At 65.3% G+C, this 21,548-nt stretch carries 19 protein-coding genes; 12 read left to right on the top strand and 7 right to left on the bottom strand.

Translation table 11 applies throughout. The features are described 5' to 3' along the window. Positions 1-10 precede the first annotated feature (10 nt). From V6F88_RS15845 to ltaE, 4 genes are all read left to right on the top strand, one after another. On the top strand, positions 11-1,339 hold the full coding sequence (locus V6F88_RS15845) for an MFS transporter (RefSeq protein WP_332610869.1): 1,329 nt from the start codon (positions 11-13) through the stop codon (positions 1,337-1,339). A 334-nt stretch (positions 1,340-1,673) separates the two neighbouring features. Next, positions 1,674-3,653 carry an acetate--CoA ligase gene (gene acs, locus V6F88_RS15840; RefSeq protein WP_332610633.1) on the top strand — a complete coding sequence of 660 codons (1,980 nt, stop codon included), beginning with the start codon at positions 1,674-1,676 and terminating at the stop codon, positions 3,651-3,653. Between the two features lie 126 nt (positions 3,654-3,779). Continuing rightward, the gene (locus V6F88_RS15835) at positions 3,780-4,667 is read left to right on the top strand and encodes a DMT family transporter (protein WP_332610632.1); all 888 of its coding nucleotides are present in this window, start codon (positions 3,780-3,782) and stop codon (positions 4,665-4,667) included. Between the two features lie 56 nt (positions 4,668-4,723). Then, positions 4,724-5,734: a low-specificity L-threonine aldolase gene (ltaE, locus tag V6F88_RS15830; RefSeq protein WP_332610631.1), complete on the top strand. Its 1,011-nt coding sequence runs from the start codon at positions 4,724-4,726 to the stop codon at positions 5,732-5,734. A gap of 28 nt (positions 5,735-5,762) precedes the next feature. Here ltaE and V6F88_RS15825 read toward each other — a convergent pair whose 3' ends face one another. Both V6F88_RS15825 and V6F88_RS15820 read right to left on the bottom strand, forming a co-directional pair. After that, positions 5,763-7,088 carry an aspartate aminotransferase family protein gene (locus V6F88_RS15825; protein ID WP_332610630.1) on the bottom strand — a complete coding sequence of 442 codons (1,326 nt, stop codon included), beginning with the start codon at positions 7,086-7,088 and terminating at the stop codon, positions 5,763-5,765. Between the two features lie 147 nt (positions 7,089-7,235). Next, positions 7,236-8,123: a GntR family transcriptional regulator gene (locus V6F88_RS15820; protein ID WP_332610629.1), complete on the bottom strand. Its 888-nt coding sequence runs from the start codon at positions 8,121-8,123 to the stop codon at positions 7,236-7,238. 192 nt (positions 8,124-8,315) lie between these two features. On the opposite strand from V6F88_RS15820, the gene V6F88_RS15815 reads away from it, so the two are divergent. The 5 genes from V6F88_RS15815 to V6F88_RS15795 are packed head-to-tail and all read left to right on the top strand — an operon-like array spanning position 8,316 to position 14,648. Further along, positions 8,316-9,416 (top strand): C45 family peptidase, encoded by a 1,101-nt coding sequence (locus V6F88_RS15815; RefSeq protein WP_332610867.1) that lies wholly within the window; start codon positions 8,316-8,318, stop codon positions 9,414-9,416. A 21-nt stretch (positions 9,417-9,437) separates the two neighbouring features. Continuing rightward, the gene (locus V6F88_RS15810; protein ID WP_332610628.1) at positions 9,438-11,039 is read left to right on the top strand and encodes an ABC transporter substrate-binding protein; all 1,602 of its coding nucleotides are present in this window, start codon (positions 9,438-9,440) and stop codon (positions 11,037-11,039) included. Positions 11,040-11,045: 6 nt separating this feature from the next. Then, positions 11,046-11,990, top strand: a complete 945-nt coding sequence (locus V6F88_RS15805) for an ABC transporter permease (RefSeq protein WP_046802627.1) — start codon at positions 11,046-11,048, stop codon at positions 11,988-11,990. A 7-nt stretch (positions 11,991-11,997) separates the two neighbouring features. After that, positions 11,998-12,834, top strand: coding sequence for an ABC transporter permease (locus V6F88_RS15800; protein ID WP_332610626.1), 837 nt, complete (start codon positions 11,998-12,000; stop codon positions 12,832-12,834). Next, positions 12,831-14,648 (top strand): ABC transporter ATP-binding protein, encoded by a 1,818-nt coding sequence (locus V6F88_RS15795; protein WP_332610625.1) that lies wholly within the window; start codon positions 12,831-12,833, stop codon positions 14,646-14,648. The genes V6F88_RS15800 and V6F88_RS15795 overlap by 4 nt, the downstream gene beginning before the upstream one ends. Before the next feature lie 4 nt (positions 14,649-14,652). Here V6F88_RS15795 and V6F88_RS15790 read toward each other — a convergent pair whose 3' ends face one another. The 4 genes from V6F88_RS15790 to V6F88_RS15775 form a co-directional block, all read right to left on the bottom strand. Next, positions 14,653-14,997, bottom strand: a complete 345-nt coding sequence (locus tag V6F88_RS15790; protein WP_332610624.1) for an antibiotic biosynthesis monooxygenase family protein — start codon at positions 14,995-14,997, stop codon at positions 14,653-14,655. Then, positions 14,997-16,097, bottom strand: coding sequence for a cytochrome (locus tag V6F88_RS15785; protein WP_332610623.1), 1,101 nt, complete (start codon positions 16,095-16,097; stop codon positions 14,997-14,999). Before V6F88_RS15785 ends, V6F88_RS15790 begins: the two co-directional genes overlap by 1 nt. Before the next feature lie 71 nt (positions 16,098-16,168). Next, the gene (locus V6F88_RS15780) at positions 16,169-17,032 is read right to left on the bottom strand and encodes an NAD-dependent epimerase/dehydratase family protein (protein WP_332610622.1); all 864 of its coding nucleotides are present in this window, start codon (positions 17,030-17,032) and stop codon (positions 16,169-16,171) included. 75 nt (positions 17,033-17,107) lie between these two features. Continuing rightward, positions 17,108-18,754, bottom strand: coding sequence for an electron transfer flavoprotein-ubiquinone oxidoreductase (locus V6F88_RS15775; protein WP_332610621.1), 1,647 nt, complete (start codon positions 18,752-18,754; stop codon positions 17,108-17,110). Between the two features lie 113 nt (positions 18,755-18,867). Between V6F88_RS15775 and V6F88_RS15770 the strand changes: the two genes are divergently transcribed. From V6F88_RS15770 to V6F88_RS15760, 3 genes are all read left to right on the top strand, one after another. After that, positions 18,868-19,323, top strand: coding sequence for an acyl-CoA thioesterase (locus V6F88_RS15770; protein WP_046802862.1), 456 nt, complete (start codon positions 18,868-18,870; stop codon positions 19,321-19,323). A 251-nt stretch (positions 19,324-19,574) separates the two neighbouring features. After that, positions 19,575-20,273: a CoA transferase subunit A gene (locus V6F88_RS15765; protein WP_046802633.1), complete on the top strand. Its 699-nt coding sequence runs from the start codon at positions 19,575-19,577 to the stop codon at positions 20,271-20,273. Positions 20,274-20,285: 12 nt separating this feature from the next. Further along, positions 20,286-20,939 (top strand): CoA transferase subunit B, encoded by a 654-nt coding sequence (locus V6F88_RS15760; protein ID WP_046802634.1) that lies wholly within the window; start codon positions 20,286-20,288, stop codon positions 20,937-20,939. 132 nt (positions 20,940-21,071) lie between these two features. On the opposite strand, the gene V6F88_RS15755 is transcribed toward V6F88_RS15760, so the two are convergent. Continuing rightward, complete coding sequence (locus tag V6F88_RS15755; protein ID WP_046802635.1) at positions 21,072-21,530, bottom strand: GNAT family N-acetyltransferase; 459 nt, start codon at positions 21,528-21,530, stop codon at positions 21,072-21,074. Positions 21,531-21,548 lie beyond the last annotated feature (18 nt).

Raw genomic sequence — 21,548 nt, 5'->3', positions numbered from 1 at the left:
CCAGACGCAATTGCCGGAACCGCCCACGGGCGGTTCCACGCCGGACGCCGGAGCAGGGCGCGACAGCGCCTTGAATCCCGGCGTGGCCAAACGCGAGGTCTGGGCCTGGGCCATGTACGACTTCGCCAATTCCGGCTACACCACCGTCATTCTCACGGCGGTGTTCAGCACCTATTTTGTTAGCGTGGTCGGCGGCAAAGCGCCGTGGGCCACGCTGGCCTGGACCGCGGCGCTGTCGCTGTCCTATCTGCTCATCATGTTGACGATGCCCACGCTGGGCGCGCGCGCCGACGCCGGCGGCAGCAAGCGTCGGCTGCTGTATTCCAGCACCATCGGCTGCGTGGCCGCCACGCTGGTGCTGACGCAAGCCGGCCCCGGCGACGTATGGCTGGCGCTGGCCGCCATCGTGGTGTCCAACTATTGCTACTGCGTGGGTGAATCCGTGGTGGCGGCGTTCCTGCCCGAACTGGCCCGGCCCGCCGCGCTGGGCCGCGTGTCGGGATGGGGCTGGAGCTTCGGCTATTGCGGCGGGATGCTGACGCTGGGCCTGTCGCTGCTGGTCGTGACCTCGGCCGAAGCCAAAGGCATGACGGCCGAGCATTTCGTGCCCTGGGTCATCGTCGTGACCTGCGCGGTATTCGCGCTGGCGGCGCTGCCGTCCTTCTTGTTGCTCAAAGAGCGCGCACAGCCCAAGGCCGTCAAGCCGCAAGCGCTGCACATGCTGCGCCGCCTGGCGCACGCGTGGCGCGACACCGGCCAGCACTTTCCTGAATTTCGCCGCTTGCTGATGTGCATTGCCTGCTATCAGGCGGGCATTTCCGTGGTCATCACGCTGGCCGCCGTGTATGCGTCCGAAGTCATGGGCTTCACGACGCCGCAGATCATGCTGTTGGTGTTCACCGTGAACATCGGCGCGGCGGTTGGCGCATTCTCGTTCGGCTATGTGCAGGACCGCATTGGCCACAAACCGGCGCTGGCCATCACCCTGGGCGGCTGGATCGTGATGGTGCTGGTGGCCTATTCCGCCGTAACCGCGCCCGTGTTCTGGGTAGCTGCCACGCTGGCCGGCTTGTGCATGGGCACCACGCAAAGCGCCGGCCGCGCCATGACGGGCGCGCTAGCGCCCGCGGGTCGGCTGGCCGAGTTTTATTCGCTATGGACCTTTGCCGTACAGCTGGCCGCCGTGATCGGGCCGCTGACCTACGGCGTGGTCACCTGGGCCACCGATGGCAACCATCGGCTGGCCATCCTGGTGACGGGGCTGTTCTTCGTGGGCGGCCTCATCTTGTTGTCGCGCGTGGACATGAAGCGCGGTCTGGCGCGCAGCCCCGCCGCCTGAATTTGCCGGCCCGTCGGCCCGCCAGGGGCGCCGCCGGGCTGCTATCCTTATGCACTGCCTTCAAGGCATCGCGCGTGATGTGCGATGCCTTGCGTTGATTGCCGGCATGTTGGCCTGATGGCCGATGCCGCCGGGTTGCAGCGGTACTGCGGGACACGGCATTGCGGGCTCTGGCCCGCATTTTGCGTAAGGTGCCCGTAAGAGCGTGGCGATACGGTGGTGGGTAGATAAAGAAACTGTCCCCGCGCCGCACTTCCTTCGTGAAGCTTGCGGTTCGGCGGCCAAGGCGAAAACAGCGGCATCAACAACAAAATCACCGTTTGGAGACAAGATCATGTCGAAAGCAATTGAGTCCGTCCTGGTAGAAACCCGCGTTTTCCCGCCGCCCGAGCGCGCGGCCAACGGAGCGGCGATTCCCAGCATGGACGCCTACAACGCGCTGTGCGCCCAGGTTGAAAACGACTTCGACGGTTTCTGGGCCGGCCAGGCCCGGGACAATCTGCAATGGACCAAGCCGTTCACGCAAGTGCTGGACGAATCCGACGCGCCGTTCTACCGCTGGTTCGGCGACGGTGAACTGAACGTATCGGCCAACTGCCTGGACGTGCACCTGACCAACGGCAACGCCGACAAGACCGCCATCATCTTCGAAGGCGATGACGGCACGGTCAACAAGGTCACCTACCGCGAACTGTTGGCGCGCGTATGCCGCTTTGCCAATGGCCTGACGGGCCTGGGGTACAAGAAGGGCGACCGCGCCATCATCTACATGCCCATGTCGATCGAAGCCGTTGTCGCCATGCAAGCCTGCGCGCGCCTGGGCGTCACGCACTCGGTGGTGTTCGGCGGCTTTTCGGCCAAGAGCCTGCAAGAGCGCATCGTGGACGTGGGCGCATCGCTGGTCATCACCGCCGACGAACAAGTGCGCGGCGGCAAGACCATTGCGCTGAAACCGGCCGTGGAAGACGCCATTGCCATGGGCGGCTGCGAAGCCGTGTCCAAGGTCATCGTGTATCGCCGCACCGGTGGCAAGGTCCAATGGAACGAGTCGCGCGACCTCTGGATGCACGATGTCGAGGCGAACCAGCCCGACACTTGCGAGCCCGTGCCGGTCAACGCCGAACACCCGCTGTTCATCCTGTACACGTCGGGTTCCACCGGCAAGCCCAAGGGCGTGCAGCATTCGTCGGCGGGCTACCTGCTGTGGGCGCTGCTGACCGTGAAGTGGACTTTCGACGCGCGCAAGGACGACGTTTACTGGTGCACCGCCGACGTGGGCTGGGTCACCGGCCACACCTACATCACCTACGGCCCGCTGGCCGCCGGACTGACGCAGGTGGTGTTCGAAGGCGTGCCCACCTATCCCAACGCCGGCCGGTTCTGGGACATGATCGCGCGCCACAAGGTCACCACGTTCTACACGGCGCCCACCGCGATCCGTTCGCTGATCAAGGCCGCCGAAGCCACGCCCGACGCGCATCCCAAGAACTACGATCTGGACAGCCTGCGGATCATCGGCACGGTGGGTGAACCCATCAACCCCGAAGCGTGGATGTGGTATCACAAGCACATCGGCCGCGAACGCTGCCCCATCGTGGACACGTGGTGGCAGACCGAAACCGGTGGCCACATGATCACGCCGCTGCCGGGCGCCACGCCCACCAAGCCCGGTTCATGCACGCTGCCGCTGCCCGGCATCGCGGCCGCCATCGTGGATGAAACCGGCGGCGATGTCGAAAAGGGCAATGGCGGTTTCCTGGTCATCAAGCGCCCGTGGCCGGCCATGATCCGCAACATCTGGGGCGACCCCGAGCGCTTCAAGAAAAGCTATTTCCCGTCGGAACTGCGCGGCTACTACCTGGCCGGCGACGGCGCGCAGCGCGACGCGGACGGCTATTTCTGGATTATGGGCCGCATCGACGACGTGCTGAACGTGTCGGGCCACCGTCTGGGCACGATGGAAGTCGAATCGGCGCTGGTGGCGCACGAGCTGGTGGCCGAAGCCGCCGTGGTGGGCCGTCCGGATGACACCACGGGCGAAGCCGTGGTGGCGTTCGTCGTGCTCAAGCAGGCGCGCCCCGAAGGCGAACAGGCGCAGGCCATCGCCAAGCAGCTGCGCGACTGGGTTGCCAAGGAAATCGGCCCCATCGCCAAGCCCAAGGACATCCGCTTTGGCGACAACCTGCCCAAGACCCGCTCGGGCAAGATCATGCGCCGCCTGCTGCGCGTCGTGGCCAAGGGCGAGGAAGTCACGCAGGACGTTTCCACGCTTGAAAACCCCGCCATTCTGGAACAGTTGGCCAAGCCGCTGTAGGCACGATCGGCCATAAGCGGCTGATCGACGTCCTGGCGACAGGAGCATAATGTCAGACGCCCGCACCGGTAAGCGCCGGTCCGGGCGTCTTTTCTTTTATTCCCCTCACAAGACGGAGCCATGGACGTGAGCCGCAGCAGTTTCGATCGCGCAGGGCTAGCCCTGATGTTCAGCACCATCGTGGTCTGGGCAGGCAGCTGGATAGCGATGAAACTGATCGTGCCCTACATCGGCCCGTTCGACTTCGTGGCGCTGCGATATGTCGTGGGCGCCTTGGTGCTGTTCGCGCTGGCCATCGCCACGCGCCGCCCGCTGGGCATGCCGCCCTGGAAGCTGACCTTGCTGATCGGGTTGACGCAGACGGCCGGATTCCAGGGCTTCGTGCAGACGGCGCTGGTGTCGGGCGGCGTGGGCAAGGTATCGCTGATGGCCTACACCATGCCGTTCTGGGTGGTGCTGTTCGCCTGGTGGCTGCTGCGCGAACGCCCGTCGGCCAAGCACGGCGTGGGCATCGGCCTGGCGGCGATCGGCCTGATCTGTTTCGTGGAACCCTGGAATGGGCTAGGCGACATACGCCCGGTGCTGCTTGGCCTGGGCAGCGGCCTGTGCTGGGGCGTGGGCACGGTGCTGTCCAAGCGCATGTTCGAGCGGCACGCGCCTGATGTCATGACGTTCACGGCCTGGCAGATGCTGTTTGGCGGGCTGGTCATGGTGCCCGTGGCGTATCTGGTGCCGCAAATAAGCGCCCAGTGGGGGTGGCAGTTGTGGGCGGGCATGACCTACATCGTATTGATTGCCACGGCCGCCGGCTGGCTGCTGTGGTTGCAAGTGGTGCGCCGCGTGCCCGCATCCATCGCCGGCCTGTCCAGCCTGGGCGTGCCCGTGGTGGCCATGTTGCTGGCGTGGGCGATTCTTTCCGAACGGCCGTCGCTGGGCGAGCTGGGCGGCATGGTCCTGATCCTGGCCGGCATCTTCGTGGTCAGCCGCGCGGCGCCCGCCGCCCGCGCCACCTGATCCGCGGGCTTTTCGATTTCCCCTTCCGATCTCCTTTTCCCTATCAAGGATTCCCCATGATCGATTTGCGTAGCGACACTGTCACACGGCCGACGCCGGCCATGTTGCAGGCCATGGTTTCCGCCCCGTTGGGCGACGACGTGATGGGCGACGACCCCACTGTCATCCAGTTGCAGGCTGCCGTGGCCGAGCGCGCCGGCAAGGCGGCCGGCCTGTTCTTTCCGTCGGGTACGCAAAGCAACCTGGCCGCGCTGATGGCGCATTGCGATCGTGGCGACGAATACTTGGTGGGCCAACTGGCGCACACCTACAAGTACGAAGGCGGCGGCGCGGCCGTGCTGGGCAGCATCCAGCCGCAGCCCATCGAACACGCCGAAGACGGTTCCTTGCCGCTGGAAAAGCTGGCGGCCGCCGTCAAGCCCCAGGGCGATCCGCACTTTGCGCGCACGCGCCTGCTGGCGCTGGAAAACACGTTTCACGGCAAGCTGATTCGCGCCGGCTACATCCAGGCCGCCACGGACTGGGCGCGCAAAGAAAACCTGGCCACGCACCTGGACGGGGCGCGTGTGTTCAACGCCGCGGTGGCCAGTGGCAAGCCGCTGGCCGACATGTGCCGGCCCTTCGACTCGGTTTCCATCTGCTTTTCAAAAGGCTTGGGTGCGCCGGTGGGTTCGGTGCTGGTCGGCAGCGCGGAACTGATTGCCCGTGCACACCGCTGGCGCAAGATGCTGGGCGGCGGCTTGCGCCAGTCCGGCGTGCTGGCCGCGGCCTGCCTGTATGCGCTGGACCATCATGTGACGCGCCTGGCAGAAGATCACGAGAATGCCCGGGCCCTGGCCGAAGGCCTGCGCGGCATTGCCGGCGTCAAGGTGTTAAGCCAGGACACCAACATGCTGTTCGTGGAATTCCAGCCGTCCCGTTGCGATGCGCTGACCGAAGCGCTGGGCAAGGAAGGCATCCTGATGCGCGCGGTGTACGGCGGGCCGACCCGCCTGGTCACGCACCTGGACGTGTCGGCCGACGATGTCCGGCGCGTGGTGCAGGCCGTGGCGCGCCACCTGGCCTGATCACGGCCGATAGGGGCGGCGCGCAGCGTCAGGCGCCGGCGCGCAGCACGTCCGCCAGCACCGAAAACAGCTCGTCGATCTGGTTGCGTTCGATGATGAGCGGGGGCGACAGCAGCATCGTGTCGCCCGCCGACCGGATCAGGCAGCCGCGCTCCAGGCAGGCGTTGTGCACGGCATAGGCGCGCTGGCCAGGCTGGCCCTCCAGCGGCGCCAGTTCAATGGCGGCCAGCAGGCCGATGTTGCGGATGTCCACCACATGCGGCAGCCCCTTCAGGCTGTGCGCGGCGTCTTCCCAGTAGCGCGCCAGTTCCTGGCTGCGCTGGAACAAGCCCTCGCGACGGCAGATGTCCAGCGTCGCCAGGCCCGCCGCGCAGGCCACGGGGTGGCCCGAATACGTGTAGCCGTGCGAGAGCTCGATGGCGCTTTCCGGGCCTTGCATGAAGGCGTCGTATACGTGTTGCCGCACCAGCGTTGCGCCCATCGGAATCGCGCCGTTGGTCAAGCCCTTGGCGCTGGTGATGATGTCGGGCTTGACGCCGAAATAGGGCGACGCGAACGCGCCGTCTATGCGTCCGAAAGCGCAGATCACCTCATCGAAAATCAACAGGATGCCGTGCGCATCGCAGATCTCGCGCAGCCGTTGCAGATAACCGCGCGGTGGCACGATCACGCCGGTGGAACCGGCCACCGGTTCGACGATGACGGCCGCGATGGTTGAAGCGTCGTGCAGCGCCACTATGCGCTCCAGCGTGTCGGCCAGGTGCGCGCCCCAATCCGGCTGACCGCGCGTGTACGCCATTTGCTGGCGGTCATAGGTGTGGGGCAGGTGGTCAACATAGGGCAACAGATTGCCGAAGGGTTTGCGATGCCCGCCGATGCCCGACACGGACAGCCCGCCGAACCCCACGCCGTGATACGAGCGTTCGCGCCCGATCAGCCGCACGCGCTGGCCTTGGCCGCGCGCCCGGTGATAGCCCAGCGCAATCTTCAGCGCGGTGTCCACCGCTTCCGATCCCGAGTTGGAAAAGAACACATTGGAAAAGCCTTCGGGCGCCTCGGCGCACAACGCGTCCGCCAGTTCAAAGGCCAGGGGATGGCTCATCTGGAACGACGGCGCGTAGTCCAGTTCATGCGCGGTGCGCGCGATGGCCTCGACGATTTCGGGGCGGCGATGGCCCGCGTTCACGCACCATAGGCCGGCAATGCCGTCCAGCACGCGGCGGCCATCCGGTCGGATGTAGTGCATGCCTTCGGCGGCGGCGAACAGCACCGGGTTGCGCTTGACCCGCCGGTTGGCGGTAAACGGCATCCAATACGCGTCGGTTTGGGAACGGGGGGAGGGGGACGAGGACATGGGACGATCCTGCTTCAAGGGGAGTTCAGGTTCGTCTATTTTGTATTAATACATTGATAAATACAATATGGGGCATCGATCAGGTGGTTTGTGCCGCCGCGCGCCCGCCCACCGTGGGCGCGGCGGGTGCGGGCGGAGGCATCCGCTTCAGGAGGCTTGGAGCGACGCTTTCAGGTGGCGGCGCATCAATTGCGACGCCCATTCCTGGTCGCCGGATTCCAGCGCGTCGATGATCTGCAGGTGTTCATTGCTGGAATTGACGAAGCGCGCGTCGCGATAGAACGCAGCGTGTTCTTCCAGGCGGCGAAGGTGGTTTTGTTGCTGCACCGCTTGCAGGATGTAGCGGTTGCCGGAGAAGCGCGCCAGCAGCTCGTGGAACGACGCATTCAGGCCAAAAAATTCAGTAGCCGAAATGTCGGCGTCGTCGCGCTGGATCAGGGCTTCATGGGCGGCACGCATGCGGGCCAGCGCCGGCTTGTCCACGCGAAACGTCGGTTCCAGCAGCCCGGCGCATTCCACCGTCATGCGGAAACGGTAGCTTTCATTCAGCGCTTCAGCGCTTTCCAGCGACGGGGCAAACTGCCAGCCGTGCCCCTTGCGCTTTTCGATCAGGCCATCGGCCGACAGTTGCAGCAAGGTCTTGGCCAGCACACTGCGCGGCACGTCATAGCGCTGCAACAGATCGCGTTCGGTAAAGGTTTCGGGCAGTTGGCGGGAGGCGCGGTCATCGATCAGCCGGCGCGTCAGCTCTTCCTGCGTGGGGCCGGCCCCTTCAATGGCCGGGGGCGCAGCCGCCGCCGCAGCCTGGTCGGACACGGTATAGCCGCTGTTGGGCCGATGCGTGATCAAGCCTTGAGCGGCCAGCAGGCGCAGCGCGCCGCGTACCGGTGTGCGCGACACCTCGTAAGCCGCCGCCAGCGTTTCCTCGGACAAATGCGCGCCGGGCTCGTGCCGCCGCGCCACGATGTCTTCGGCGATGTGTCGCGCCAGGTCGACTTGCAGCGGAGTAGGGCGGGCGGTAGCGGCGGGGGGCATGGCGCGTCAGAGAGCAAAAGGGCGGGCAGTAATCGTAGGGCAATGGTACCGGAGCGCCGTCGCTTTTGAATCAGGCTCGGGCAAACCCTAATATTGAACTTTTTACTATATTAGTACAAAATTTGGCCGTCGATTCTGACCGTATCATTCAGGCCGCCGTTCGGCCTTATCCGGAGTTTTGCTAGCGTGACGATGCCTACCCCGTTTCCCCTGGTCGACGTCCAGGGCAGTCCATATGAACGCGGCCGCCAGCATGGCTCGGCGGTGCCGGAGCACGTGGCGCGCAGTGTGGCCTTGTATCGGGGCCAACTGGAACGCCGTGGCGTGGACGCCGCCCGCCTGAAGGAACTGGCCGCTGCCATGGTGCCGGTGGTGGGCGATTACGACGCCGCCTACCTGGAAGAACTGCGCGGCATCGCCGATGGCGCCGGGCAATCGCTGGAAGACGTGGTGGTCATCAACTGCCGCACTGAAATGATGTTCGGCCATGCCGAACTGGGCCGTGCCCGCAATGGGCTGGACGACGGTTGCACCGGCCTGGTCGTGCTGCCCGAAGCCAGCGCCGGCGGCAAGTTGATGCACGCCCACAACTGGGATTGGCGCGAAGAATGCGTGGACACCGGCATCGTCGTGCGCATGCGCCGCGAAGACGGCCCCGACCTGTTGATGTTCACCGAGGCCGGCAGCCTGGCGCGCCACGGTTTCAACAGCGCCGGCGTATCGCTGTCGGGCAATTTCCTGTCGTGCGAACAAGACTATCAACGGCCCGCGCAGGTGCCGCTGGTGCTGGTGCGCCGCAAGATGCTGGAAGCCACCAACATTTGCAACGCCATGAAAGTGCTGTGGGCGTCGCGCCGCTTCTGCTCCAACAACCTGATGCTGGCCCAGGCCCAGGGCGAAGCCGTGGACCTGGAATGCGCGCCGGACGAGATCTTCTGGATCACGCCGCAGGACGGCCTGCTGGTACACGCCAATCACTGGATCAGCCCGCCCGCGCGCGCCAAGCTGATTGACAAGGGACTGGCCGCCAACCCCGATTCCATTTATCGCCAGCGACGCGTCCAGGACATGCTTGCGCGCCAGGGCGGCAAGGTCGGTTGGGATGCCGTCAAGCGCATCCTGGCCGATGATTTCGCCGCGCCCGACGGCGTGCTGCGTTCGCCGAAGCCGGCCAGCTTCGACAGCATTTCGGCCACCGTGGCCACCACGCTGATGGAGCCGGAAAGCGGCGTGATGTGGATCGCGCGCAAGCCCTATGAAGGCCGCAATTTTGCTGAATACCGGCTGTTCTAAGCCGCGCCAGGAGACCATTCCATGACGTCGAAAGTCCTGCGCGGCAAGCGCGCGCTAATGTTATCCGCCGCCCTGGCCGGCGCCTTGACGGGCCTGCCGGGGCTGACCCAAACCCAAACCCAAACCCAAACCCAAACCCCAGCGCCGTCCCCGCTGCCCGAGATTCGCTACGCCGAAGGCTCGGGCACGCCCACGACCGTGCCCGGCGGCCGCTCGCGCAATACGTCTACCGACAACGTGCTGGCTCACGTGGTTGAATCGCTGGTCGCGCTGCGTGCGGACATGAGCGTGGGCCCGATGCTGGCCGACAGCTGGACGCTGTCCGACGACAAGCGCAGCTACACCTTCAAGCTGCGCCAGGGCGTGACCTTCCACGATGGCTCGCCGATGACGTCAAGCGACGTCAAATGGACGTACGGCTACCTGACCGGCGCGCAGTCCGAATACGCCTGCAAGAATCTTTACGACGGCAGCAAGGGCGCCAAGGTGATCGACGTGCAAACGCCGGACCCCGCCACCGTGGTCTTCACGCTGGATGCGCCCTATGCGCTGTTCCTGGACCAGATGGCCAGCGTGCAATGCCCGATGCCGGTGCTCAGCCCGAAAAGCGTCGACGCCGACGGCAAGTGGATCAAGCCCATCGGCACCGGCCCGTACGCGCTGGCCGAATGGAAGAAAGAACAATACGTGCTGCTGACGCCGTATGCCGGCTATGCGCCGCGTCGCGAAGCGGCCAGCGGCATGGCCGGCAAGAAAGTGGCGTCGGCCAACGTGCGCTTTGTGGTGATTCCGGACGCCGCCGCGCAAAAGGCCGCGTTGATGGCCGGCCAGGTCGATGCGTACAACGCCGACGAAGACAACCTGCCCGCGAAGGACCCGCGCTGGTCCATCATCACCGAGCAAGGGCTGGACACCGTCAACCTGTTGATGCAGACGCGCGCGCCCCTTTTGTCCGACGTGAACATGCGCCGCGCCATCGCGCTGGCGCTGGATTTTCCCGCCATTGCTCGCGCGCTGAACAACGGTCAGGCGGCATACAACCCGTCGCTGGTGCCGACGGCCAGCGTGTACTACGCCGAGGCCGACAAGGCGGGCTACGAAAAGAATCTGAACGAGGTCAAGCGTCTGTTGCAGGCCGCCAATTACCGTGGCGAAACGCTGAAGTTGCAGGCCAACAAGCGCTATCCGTACCTGTACCGCGTGGCGGTGGTCACCCAGCAGTTGCTGAACAAGGCCGGCATCAAGACCGAACTGGACATGCTGGAATGGGGCACGCAGGTCACGAACTTTCGCGAAGGCAAGTTTCAGCTGATGGCCTTTGCGTATTCGGCGCGCACCGAGCCGGCGCTGATGTATCGCGACGTGATCGGCGACAAGTCCAGGACGCCCATGGCGCAATGGGAAAGCCCCGAGGCCGCGGCCATTCTTGAAGGCATCGAGGCCGAGTCCGATACGGCCACGCGCAAGCAGGCGTTCGACAAGCTGCACGCGCTGATGCTGCGCGATACGCCGCTGCTGATGTACTACAACAAGCCCGGCTACGTCGTCGTATCCAGCCAGCTACACGGCTTTACCGGCTGGCCGCTGCGCAAGCCGCGTTTCTTCAACGTCACCAAAAACTGAGGCGCCGTGCTGGGCTATCTAACCAAGCGCATCGCGGCGGCGGTGCCCACGATCATCGTGGTGACTGTGCTGGTCTTCGGCATGATCCGCGCCATTCCCGGCGACCCCGCATCGCTGATGCTGGGCGACATCGACAACCCCGCGCTGCTGGCCGAAATGCGCCACGCTCTGGGCCTGGACCGCCCCGTGGGCGAACAGTTCCTGATCTGGGTCGGCAATGCGCTGCATGGCGACCTGGGCATGTCGATCGCGCGCCGCGAGCCCGTCATGCATCTGGTCCTGACGCATTTCGCGGTGACGGCCCAGGTCGTGTTGACGGCCACGTTGCTGGCCTGCCTGGTGGCCATTCCCGCCGGCATGATCGCGGCGTGGCGACAAAACCGGCGCGCGGATACGGCCATCGTATCCACTTCGATTTTGTTCGTGTCCATGCCCAGCTTCTGGGTCGGCATCCTGCTGATCTGGCTGTTTGGCGTGAAGCTGAACTGGCTGCCCGTGTATGGCTTTGAGTCGATGGCGCAAAGCGGTCTGGGCGCGCTGAAGTACTTGGTGCTGCCGGTGTGCGCCATCGTGTTGACCGAGATCGCCGCGATCACGCGGATGATGCGCGCCAGCACCATCGAAACGCTGCGGCTGGAATACGTGGCGCACGCGCGCGCCAAGGGCCTGCCCGAAAAGCGCGTGATGCTGCGGCACGTGTTGCCCAATTCGTTCGGCCCCACGCTCACGGTCATCGGCCTGATGCTGGGCCATCTGCTGTCGGGCGCGGCGGTCATCGAAACCGTCTTCACCTTGCCCGGCATCGGCCGCTTGCTGGTCGAAAGCATCTATGCGCGGGACTATCCGGTGGTGCAGGGCTGCCTGCTGTTTATTGCGTTGTTGTACGTGGCGGTCAATCTGGTGGTGGATCTGCTGTATCCGCTGTTCGATCCGCGCGTGAAGCTTCAATAGGAACGTCATGACGGGTTTCAAAGCGGGTTTCAAACATACCAATGCCGTGGTGGGCGGCGCCCTGGTGGCGGGCGTGGTGCTGCTGGCGCTGGTGGGCTTGGTGTACACGCCGCACGATCCGCTGGAAGGCGATCTGCTGGCGCGTTTTTCACCGCCGTCCTCCGAATATTGGTTGGGCACCGACGAATTCGGCCGCGACGTGTTGTCGCGCCTGATGGCGGGCGCGGGCGTCAGCGTGGCGGTCAGCGTGTTCTCGGTGCTGCTGGCCTTGCTGTTGGGCACGACCATCGGCGTGGCGGCGGGTTATGCGGGCGGTTGGGTGGATCGTGGCATCAGCGTGCTGGTCGATTCCATGATGGCGTTTCCCGGCTTGCTGCTGGCGCTGGGCATCATGACGGTGCTGGGCCCATCCAAGTGGGGCGTGGTGCTGGCGCTGGGCCTGGCGTATTCGCCATCCGTCTCGCGCATTGCGCGCGGCGCGGCGCTGTCGCTGCGGCAGCGGGACTTCGTCATCGCCTCGCGCGCCACCGGGCATAGTGGCCTGTGGACGGTGTTCCGCCACGTGCTGCCCAACTGCGTGGCGCCGCTGCTGATCTTCGCAACGTCCATCTTCGGGTCGGCGCTGCTGGCGGAAAGCGCCTTGTCGTTTCTGGGGCTGGGTGTGCCGCCACCGTTGGCGACGTGGGGCGGCATGCTGTCCGAAAGCCGCAACGCCATGGACCAGGCGATCTGGCTGGCGTTGTTTCCGGGCGCGATGATTTCGCTAAGCCTGTTGGGCATCAACCTGTTGGGCGACGCCGTGCGCGACCGGCTGGATCCGCGCATGCGTGGGGTGACGGCATGAACGCGCCTGATCATTCCCTGGCGGGCGCTGCGCCCCTGTTGTCGGTGCGCGATCTGGAAATCCGCTTTCCCGGCAATCGCGATGCCGCACCGGTGGTGAACCGCGTGTCCTTCGATCTTCAGGTCGGCGAATCGCTGTCCATCGTGGGCGAATCCGGCAGCGGCAAGACGCTGATCGGGAAGGCACTGTTGGGTCTGTTGCCCGATGCCGCGCGCATCGCGAATGGGCGCGCATTGTTCGACGGCCGCGACGTGCTGCCGCAAAGTGCGCGCGATTGGCAGGCCACGCGCGGCACCGGTATCGGCATGGTGTTCCAGGAACCCATGGTGTCCTTGAACCCCGCGTTCCGCGTGGGCGAGCAGCTGATCGAAGCCCTGGTACTGCGCCGGGGCATGACGCGCTGCGCGGCGTGGGATGCGGCCGTTCGGATGCTGGAGCGCGTGCGGGTGCGCGATGCGCGCGATTGCATGAAGCGGTATCCCCACGAGTTCTCGGGCGGCATGCGGCAGCGCATCCTGCTGGCGGGCGTCATGCTGCTGAAGCCGCGCCTGCTGATCGCCGATGAACCCACCACCGCGCTGGACTGCGTCGTGCAAAAGGAAGTGCTGGACCTGATGGTCGAGCTGACGCGTGAGCAAGGCACGGCGCTGATCTTCATCAGCCACAACCTGGCGCTGGTGGCCGCGTACACGCAGCGCGTGCTGGTGATGTGCCGGGGGCGCGCGGTGGAAACCGGCCAGGTGTCGCAGGTGCTTTCACGCCCCGCCGATCCGTACACATTGAGCCTGCTGGATGCGCTGCCCAAGCGCGGTCCGGCGCGCGCGCCTGTGACGGGTGCGCCGATCTTGCAGGTGGATCAACTGGCCATCGACTACGCCGTGCGAGGTGGCTGGCGACGCAAGCGATTCGTGCGCGCGGTGCATCAGGCGAGTTTTCACGTGGCGCCCGGTGAAACGCTGGCCATCGTGGGCGAATCGGGCAGCGGCAAGACGACCGTCATGATGTCGATTCTGGGCCTGGTGCCGCAGGCGCAGGGGCGCATTGCGCTGGATGGGCAAGCGCTGCCGCCGGGCGGCGAGGGCGGCATCTGGCGCACGGCGCGTCGCCGCATTCAGATGGTGTTCCAGGACCCGTACTCGTCGCTCGATCCGCGCATGACCATCGGCGCACTGGTTGGCGAGGGGCTGCGGCTGGAAGCGGGCATCACGCCGGATGCCCGCCAACAGCGCGTGGATCAGGCGTTGCGCGATGTGGGTTTGGGCGACGGCTACGCCGAGCGCTATGCGCATGAGCTGTCGGGCGGGCAACGGCAACGCGTCGCCATTGCGCGGGCGCTGGTGATGCGGCCGGAAGTGATCATCGCGGATGAACCCGTGTCGGCGCTGGATGTGACCGTGCAGAAGCAGGTGCTGGAAACGCTGATGTCCTTGCAGCGTTCCTATGGTTTCGCGTGTCTGCTGATTTCCCATGATCTGGGCGTGGTCGAGCAAATCGCCGACCGCGTGGTCGTCATGCTGCGCGGGCATATCGTCGAAGAAGGTTCGCGCGACGAGGTGTTCGATCATCCGACGCATCCGTACACGCGCCGGCTATTGCAGGCCGTGCCGGAATTGCGCGGCAATGCGGCGGAAGGATTCCGTGTGCAAGTGCGCGAGCTGCCTGCCGGCAAACGCCGCGCCGATGCGGACTACTTCGATCCGTCCCATAGCGCCGACGTGGCAGCGCCTGCCATGACCGCAGTGGCCGCATCCGGCGCCACGCATCGCGTTGCGCTGGCAGCCGGCGTGGCGTTGGCCGAAACCGTAGCCGCCTGACGCGTCAGCCGTGCCGGCTGCGGCTGTCGGCGGGCGCTTCGTCGCGCGCGTTCATGCCGTAGTCGCGCAGCACGTGCGCGACGCGCAGCCGGTAGTTCTGGAATACGCCGCCGCGTCCTGCTTCCTGGGCGCGGCGATGCGACTCCAGCGAGCGCCAGCGCTTGACGGCGTCTTCATCGCGCCAGAAAGACAGGGACAGCAGCTTGCCCGGCGTGCTCAGGCTTTGAAACCGTTCCACCGAGATGAAGCCGTCGATGGTCTTGAGCTCGTCGATCAAACCGGCGGCAATGTGCAGATAGGGATCGGGGTCGCCATTGGCGGGTTCGACTTCGAATATCACGGCAATCATCAGGTGGGCTCCTTTGAAAACGCAAACTGCGGCACGCGTGCATTGGGCAGCGGCCGATACCGGAAACGGGATGCCAGGGCGGCCGCGTCGGCGCCTGCGTGCAATAAATGGAGCAGCGCGTGGGCAGCGTGGCGGCGCGCAAGCCCTTGGCCGGGGCAGGCGTGGCGTTGCGCGCCGAATGTCCAGCCGGCATCGGGCTGGACCGTTGCCGCCGCCGCCAATACCAGCAGCACGGTCTGGCCGGCCTCGATCCGCTGGCCGCACACCGTGACGGCGTCAGCCAGGAACCGCCGCGTGTTGTGCAGGGGCGGATCGTGGCGGATGACGTGGTCGACCATCGCCTCGGCGTCGGCGGGGCTGGCACCGGCAGACACACCGCGCCTGCCGGCATGGATCAGCGCGTTGCCCAGCAGCCCGGCGCCGGCTTCGCAAGACTGAAACAACAGGCCGGCCAGATTTGCCGCCAGCACGGCAGCGGGGATCAGCGCGCGGGCGCCGTCTACTCGCAGCTTGCGCAAGGGCGGGGCGGCGTCGGCGGCAAGCAGGAAGGATTCCAGGCGGCGTTGCAACGCGTCGGCAGCGTTATGTCCGGCGGCTATCTGGTCCGCATTGGCGGTGGCGGGCAGGGCGGACAGGAACGCTGCAATCTGCGCAGCGCTATCGGCGTGCAGGGCGGGCACCAGCCCCAGGAAGGCTGCTTGGGCATGCACGGGCGCGGCGCTCAGGTAGCGGTCTATGGCAGCGGCGTCCAAGGCTGGTATCGCGGGCCATCGCGGGGTACCGGCTTGCGTGCCTTGTTCCTGCATGAAGGCTGCCAGCAAGGCCTTCAGCCGCGTGTGCATGTCGCTGTCGTTCATGCGTATGAAGCGGCCAAACAGCGTGCCTGCGGGGCCGGCGCGCAGGCTGGGCGGCACAGGTTCCGACGGCGGACGGACTCGCGCAGCCGGATTGCGCATCACGGCCGTGATCGTGTCAGGGTGGCTGGCCACCCAAAGGCCCAGCGCGTCGTCCCGGTACAGCGGCTTTTCGCGCGCTAGCGCGGCGTAGTAGGGGTAAGGGTCGTCGTGCGTGACAGCAAGCAGGGGATGGGCGGGAAGCATGGCATGGCCAGTATGAGATCCGGCTGCCAGTATCTGCCACCCGGGCACGCAACGATTCGATGCCAGCCGAACTATGCCTGCGGCGTGCCGGGAACGTTGGCGCCGCCTAGCGCCAGCAGCGCCGAGTAACCCCGACGTGAATCCGGCCATTGCAGCGTGTAGCCGCTGGCGCGCAGCCGCGCGTTGCTCAGCTTCTTGCTGCCCACATTTGCCGGGGCAGGGGCGACACGCGGCGCGGGCGCACCGATCATCGCCGCGAGCTCGGCGTAAAGCGTGTGCAGCGGCAGTGGTGTGTCGTCGCAGCCGATATAAACCGGTTCAACCTTGGGCAACAGCGCCAGATGCACCACGGCGGCGGCCGCGTCGTCGATGTGGATACGGTTGGCCCAATGTTCAGGCTGCGTCGGCGCGCCCGCCGCGCCGCTGCGCAGGCGCTCGATCAATTGCAACCGGCCAGGTCCGTACAGCCCCGCCAGCCGCAGCGCGGTAGACGACAGGCCGCGCTGGGCCAGCGCGGCTTCTGCTTCAAGCAGGATCTGGCCATTGAAGCCTTGCGGCGCGGGCGGCGTGTCTTCGGTGACCCAGTCGCCATGGTGTTCGCCGTACACGGCGCTGGATGACACGAACACCACGCGCTTTAACCGCGACGTATCCAACACGTTCAGCACGTTCTGCAAGCCGTCGATGAAGACGCCGCGATACAAGGCCGGGTCGCGCCCACCGGGGGCGGGCAGGTGGATCAGCCGTGTCACGCCGGGGGGCAAGGGGGGCAGGGAGTCCGCGCGGGTGATGTCGCCTTGCAGCCATTGGATGCCGCTGTCGTCGTCCGGCGGGTGGCGGCGCAGCGCGTGCACGTGGTCGCCGCGTGCCAGGAAACGTCGGGCCACGCGCTGCCCCAGGTCGCCACAGCCGATAAGAAGTACGCGTTCAGTCATGGTGCCGCCTTGTTCGTAAAAAAGGCGCCTGGGCAGGCGCCTTGAAGCAGGGCGGGCAAACCGCCCTTGCGGGTATTACATGCCGCTATACACCGGCCCTTCGCCGCCTTGCGGGGCCACCCAGACGATGTTCTGGGTGGGGTCCTTGATGTCGCAGGTCTTGCAGTGCACGCAGTTCTGCGCGTTGATCTGCAAGCGGTCCTCGCCGTGATCGTCCTTGATGAACTCGTACACGCCGGCCGGGCAGTAGCGCGATTCGGGGCCGCCGTACTTGGCCAGGTTCACCTGCACCGGCACCGACGGGTCTTTCAAGGTCAGGTGAACGGGTTCGTTTTCTTCGTGGTTGGTGTTGGAAATGAACACCGAGCTGAGCTTGTCGAACGTCAGCTTGCCGTCGGGCTTGGGGTAGTCGATGCGCGCGCATTCCGACGCCGGTTGCAGACAGGCATGGTCGGGCTTGTTGTGGCGCAAGGTCCACGGCATCTTGCCCTTCAACAGCAGCTGTTCGACGCCCGTCATCACGGTGGCCACCGTACGGCCCTTCTTGAACCACTGCTTGAAGTTGCGCGCCTTGTTCAGTTCGGTGTGCAGCCAGGACGCTTCGAAGGCCTGGGGATACGCGGCCAGTTCATCTTGGCGGCGGTCGGCCAGCAAGGCGTCGAACGCGGCTTCGGCGGCCATCTTGCCCGACTTGATGGCGGCGTGGCTGCCCTTGATGCGCGATGCGTTCAGGAAGCCGGCTTCGCAGCCCACCAGTACGCCGCCCGGGAACGTCAGCTTGGGCAGCGACATCAGGCCGCCCGCCGTAATGGCGCGTGCGCCGTAGGCAATGCGCTTGCCGCCTTCGAACGTACCGCGTATGGCGGGGTGCGTCTTGTAGCGCTGGAATTCGTCGAACGGCGACAGCCAGGGGTTGGCGTAGTCCAGGCCGACGATCATGCCGACGGCCACCAGATTGTTGTCCAGGTGGTACAGGAACGAACCGCCGTAGGTGTCGGAATCCAGTGGCCAGCCGGCCGTGTGGATGACCAGGCCGGGCTTGGATTGCGCCGGGTCCACTTCCCACATTTCCTTGATGCCGATGCCGTAGGACTGCGGGTTGCGCCCGTCGTCCAGCTTGAAGCGTTCGATCAGCTGGCGGCCGAGCTGGCCGCGCGAGCCTTCGCCGAACACGGTGTAGCGGGCATGCAGTTCCATGCCGGGCTGGTAGTGGTCGGTGTGCGAGCCGTCGCGGGCCACGCCCATGTCGCCGGTGGCCACGCCACGGACGGCGCCGTTTTCGTCGTACAGCACTTCAACCGCGGCAAAGCCCGGGAAGATGTCCACGCCCAGCGCTTCGGCCTGCTCGCCCATCCACTTGACGACGTCGCCCAAACGGACGATGTAGTTGCCTTCGTTGTGGAAACAGGGCGGCAGCAGCCAGTTCGGCGTGGCGCGCGCGCCGGTCTGGGACAGGAACATGAACTTGTCCTGCGTGACCGGCACGTTCAGCGGCGCGCCTTTTTCTTTCCAGTCGGGAATCAGTTCGGTCAGCGCCAACGGGTCCATGACGGCGCCGGACAGGATGTGCGCACCCAGCTCCGCGCCCTTCTCAAGCACGCATACGCCGATTTCCTGATTCTTTTCAGCGGCCAGCTGCTTTAGACGGATTGCGGTGGCCAGGCCGGCGGGTCCACCGCCAACCACGACCACGTCATATTCCATCGACTCGCGTTCAGACATTTGCAAAGCTCCCCGTATGTATTCCATATTTGGCTGGAAGTAATATCGGCGATTGTATTGCAGGCGGAGGCCGTGTACGCCTTCGTATTTCTTTTAGCCTTCAGGAGTAATTGGTGAACCCGGACAATCTGTCTGCGCGGATTCTGGCGGTGGGCGATACCCATCAGACTGAATTGCCTTTGCGGTGGGGCGACTCTGACGCCTTGAATCATCTGAACAACACGCTGTATTTCCGCCTCATGGAAGAGGCCCGCATGCAGATCCTGTATGACGCGGGCTTTGCGTTGCCCGCCGATAACGGCGCCATCCTGGCCCACGCCTCGTGCGATTTCCTGCGCCCGCTGACCTACCCGGCCACGGTGCGGGTCACGCACAAAGTCACGCGCATCGGCCGTTCCAGCGCCGAATTCGAGCTGCTGCTTGAGAAGGTCGGCGACGACGCCGGGCCCTATGCACGTGGTCGCAACGTGCTAGTCTGGATGGATTACGTGGCCAATACGTCCGCACCGTGGCCGCCCGAAGTGCTGGCCCAAATGGCGACGCAATTCCAGGCGGCTGCGTCAGAATAACGGCGCTAAAACGCCGGTCATGCCGTTAAAATCAAGCGCAAAATCACAATAGAAATAAAGGGGCGCGCCACCCTCGGCGCCGCAACCCGGAGACATCGGGCAGTGTCTTGATGCCATCTGGGGGCCGACGCCGGCAGCCGCGCTCCAAGGAAAAACAGGGCTTACCCCGGCTTTCTTTGATCCCATGGGACACACCGCGCAAGCGGCGGGGCGGGCTCTCTTCGGTTAGACCTTAACTAGGAGTTGGAGCGATGGACAAGGTTTTTGCAAGCGCCCAGGAGGCGCTGGCAGGCATCGTCAAGGACGGTCAGATGATCGCCGTGGGCGGTTTCGGCCTTTGCGGTATTCCCGAAGCCCTGATCGCCGCGCTGCGCGATTCGGGCGTGAAGGACCTGACTTGCATCAGCAACAATGCGGGCGTCGACGGCTTTGGCCTGGGCCAGTTGCTGAACACGCGTCAGGTGCGCAAGATGATCGCGTCCTACGTGGGCGAGAACAAGGAATTCGAACGCCAGTACCTGTCCGGCGAACTCGAACTTGAATTCACCCCGCAGGGCACGTTGGCTGAAAAGCTGCGCGCCGGCGGTGCGGGTATTCCCGCCTTCTTCACCCGCACGGGCGTGGGCACCATCGTGGCCGACGGCAAGGAAATCCGCGAATTCGACGGCCAGCAATACGTGATGGAGCGTTCGCTTGTGCCGGACGTGTCGCTGGTCAAGGCGCACATCGCCGACCGCAGCGGCAACCTGGTATTTCGCAAGACGGCCCGCAACTTCAACCCGAACGTCGCGATGGCCGGCAAGTTCACGGTGGTCGAGGTTGAACAGATCGTTGACACCGGCAGCCTGGATCCCGATCAGATCCACCTGCCCGGCATCTATGTGCAACGGATCGTGCTGAACACGACGCCGGAAAAGCGCATCGAACAACGCACCACTCGCCCGGCCTAAGGAGAAGACGACATGGCATGGTCCCGCGATGAAATGGCGGCGCGCGCCGCGCGCGAGCTGCAAGACGGTTTTTACGTGAACCTGGGTATCGGCTTGCCGACCCTGGTTGCCAACCACGTGCCCAAGGGCGTGGAAGTGTGGCTGCAATCCGAAAACGGCCTGTTGGGCATCGGCCCGTTTCCCACCGATGACGAAGTCGACGCCGACCTGATCAACGCCGGCAAGCAGACGGTAACGACGTTGCCGGGCTCGTCGATCTTTTCGTCGGCCGATTCGTTCGCGATGATCCGCGGCGGCAAGATCAACCTGGCCATCCTGGGCGCGATGCAGGTGTCCGAAAAGGGCGACCTGGCCAACTGGATGATTCCGGGCAAGATGGTCAAGGGCATGGGCGGCGCGATGGACCTGGTGGCCGGCGTAGGCCGCGTCGTGGTCCTGATGGAGCACGTGGCCAAGAAGAAAGACGGCACCGAAGACATCAAGCTGCTGCCCGAATGCAATTTGCCGCTGACGGGCGTGGGCGTGGTTGATCTGATCATTACCGACCTGGGCGTGATGGAAGTCACCGAAAACGGCCTGAAGCTGCTGGAAACGGCGCCCGGCGTGACGGTGGACGAAATCCAGTCCAAGACGCTGGCCAAGCTGGACGTGTCGTCGGTCAAGTAAACGACCCTTGTAGGCGCCCTTTGTTGGCGCCCCTTGTAGGCGACCCTTGTAGGCGACCCTTGATGCACCAATGAAAACGCCCCGCAAAGGGGCGTTTTCATTTCTGCGGTACGGGGCGCGTGGCGCGAGGCGCTACGCCGCCGCGTCCAGGCGCATCCCCACATGCGGGATGCCGTCTTCAATGTATTCCTCGGTGACCTGCACAAAGCCGTGCCCGCCGTAGTAGTTGCGCAGCCGCGCCTGCGCGCCCAGATACATGGCGCGGCCCGGCCAGCGTTGGCGCACTTCGGCCATGGCGTGGCGGATCAGCTCGTGGCCCAGGCCCTGGCCGCGCGTCCAGGGCGCGGTGATCACCCGGCCGACTTCAATCTGGCCGTCTTTCAGCGACGGGTCCAGGATGCGGCAATACGCGGCCAGCTGCCCGTCCTGCCATGCCATCAGGTGCGACGTCTGGCCCATCAGGTCCTTGCCGTCGATGTCCTGGAAAACGCAGTTTTGCTCAACGACGAACACTTCCGTGCGCAGCCGAAGAATCGCGTAGATCTCGGGCACGGTAAGTTCCTGGTGGGGTTTGCAGATCCAATCGGGCATTGCGGCAGTCCAAGTCAG

The organism is Achromobacter sp. ESBL13, from assembly GCF_036668755.1.
Classification (GTDB): domain Bacteria; phylum Pseudomonadota; class Gammaproteobacteria; order Burkholderiales; family Burkholderiaceae_B; genus Achromobacter.
The sequence above is the reverse complement of the archived record's forward strand: the minus strand, read 5'-3'. Positions and strand labels throughout refer to the sequence as shown.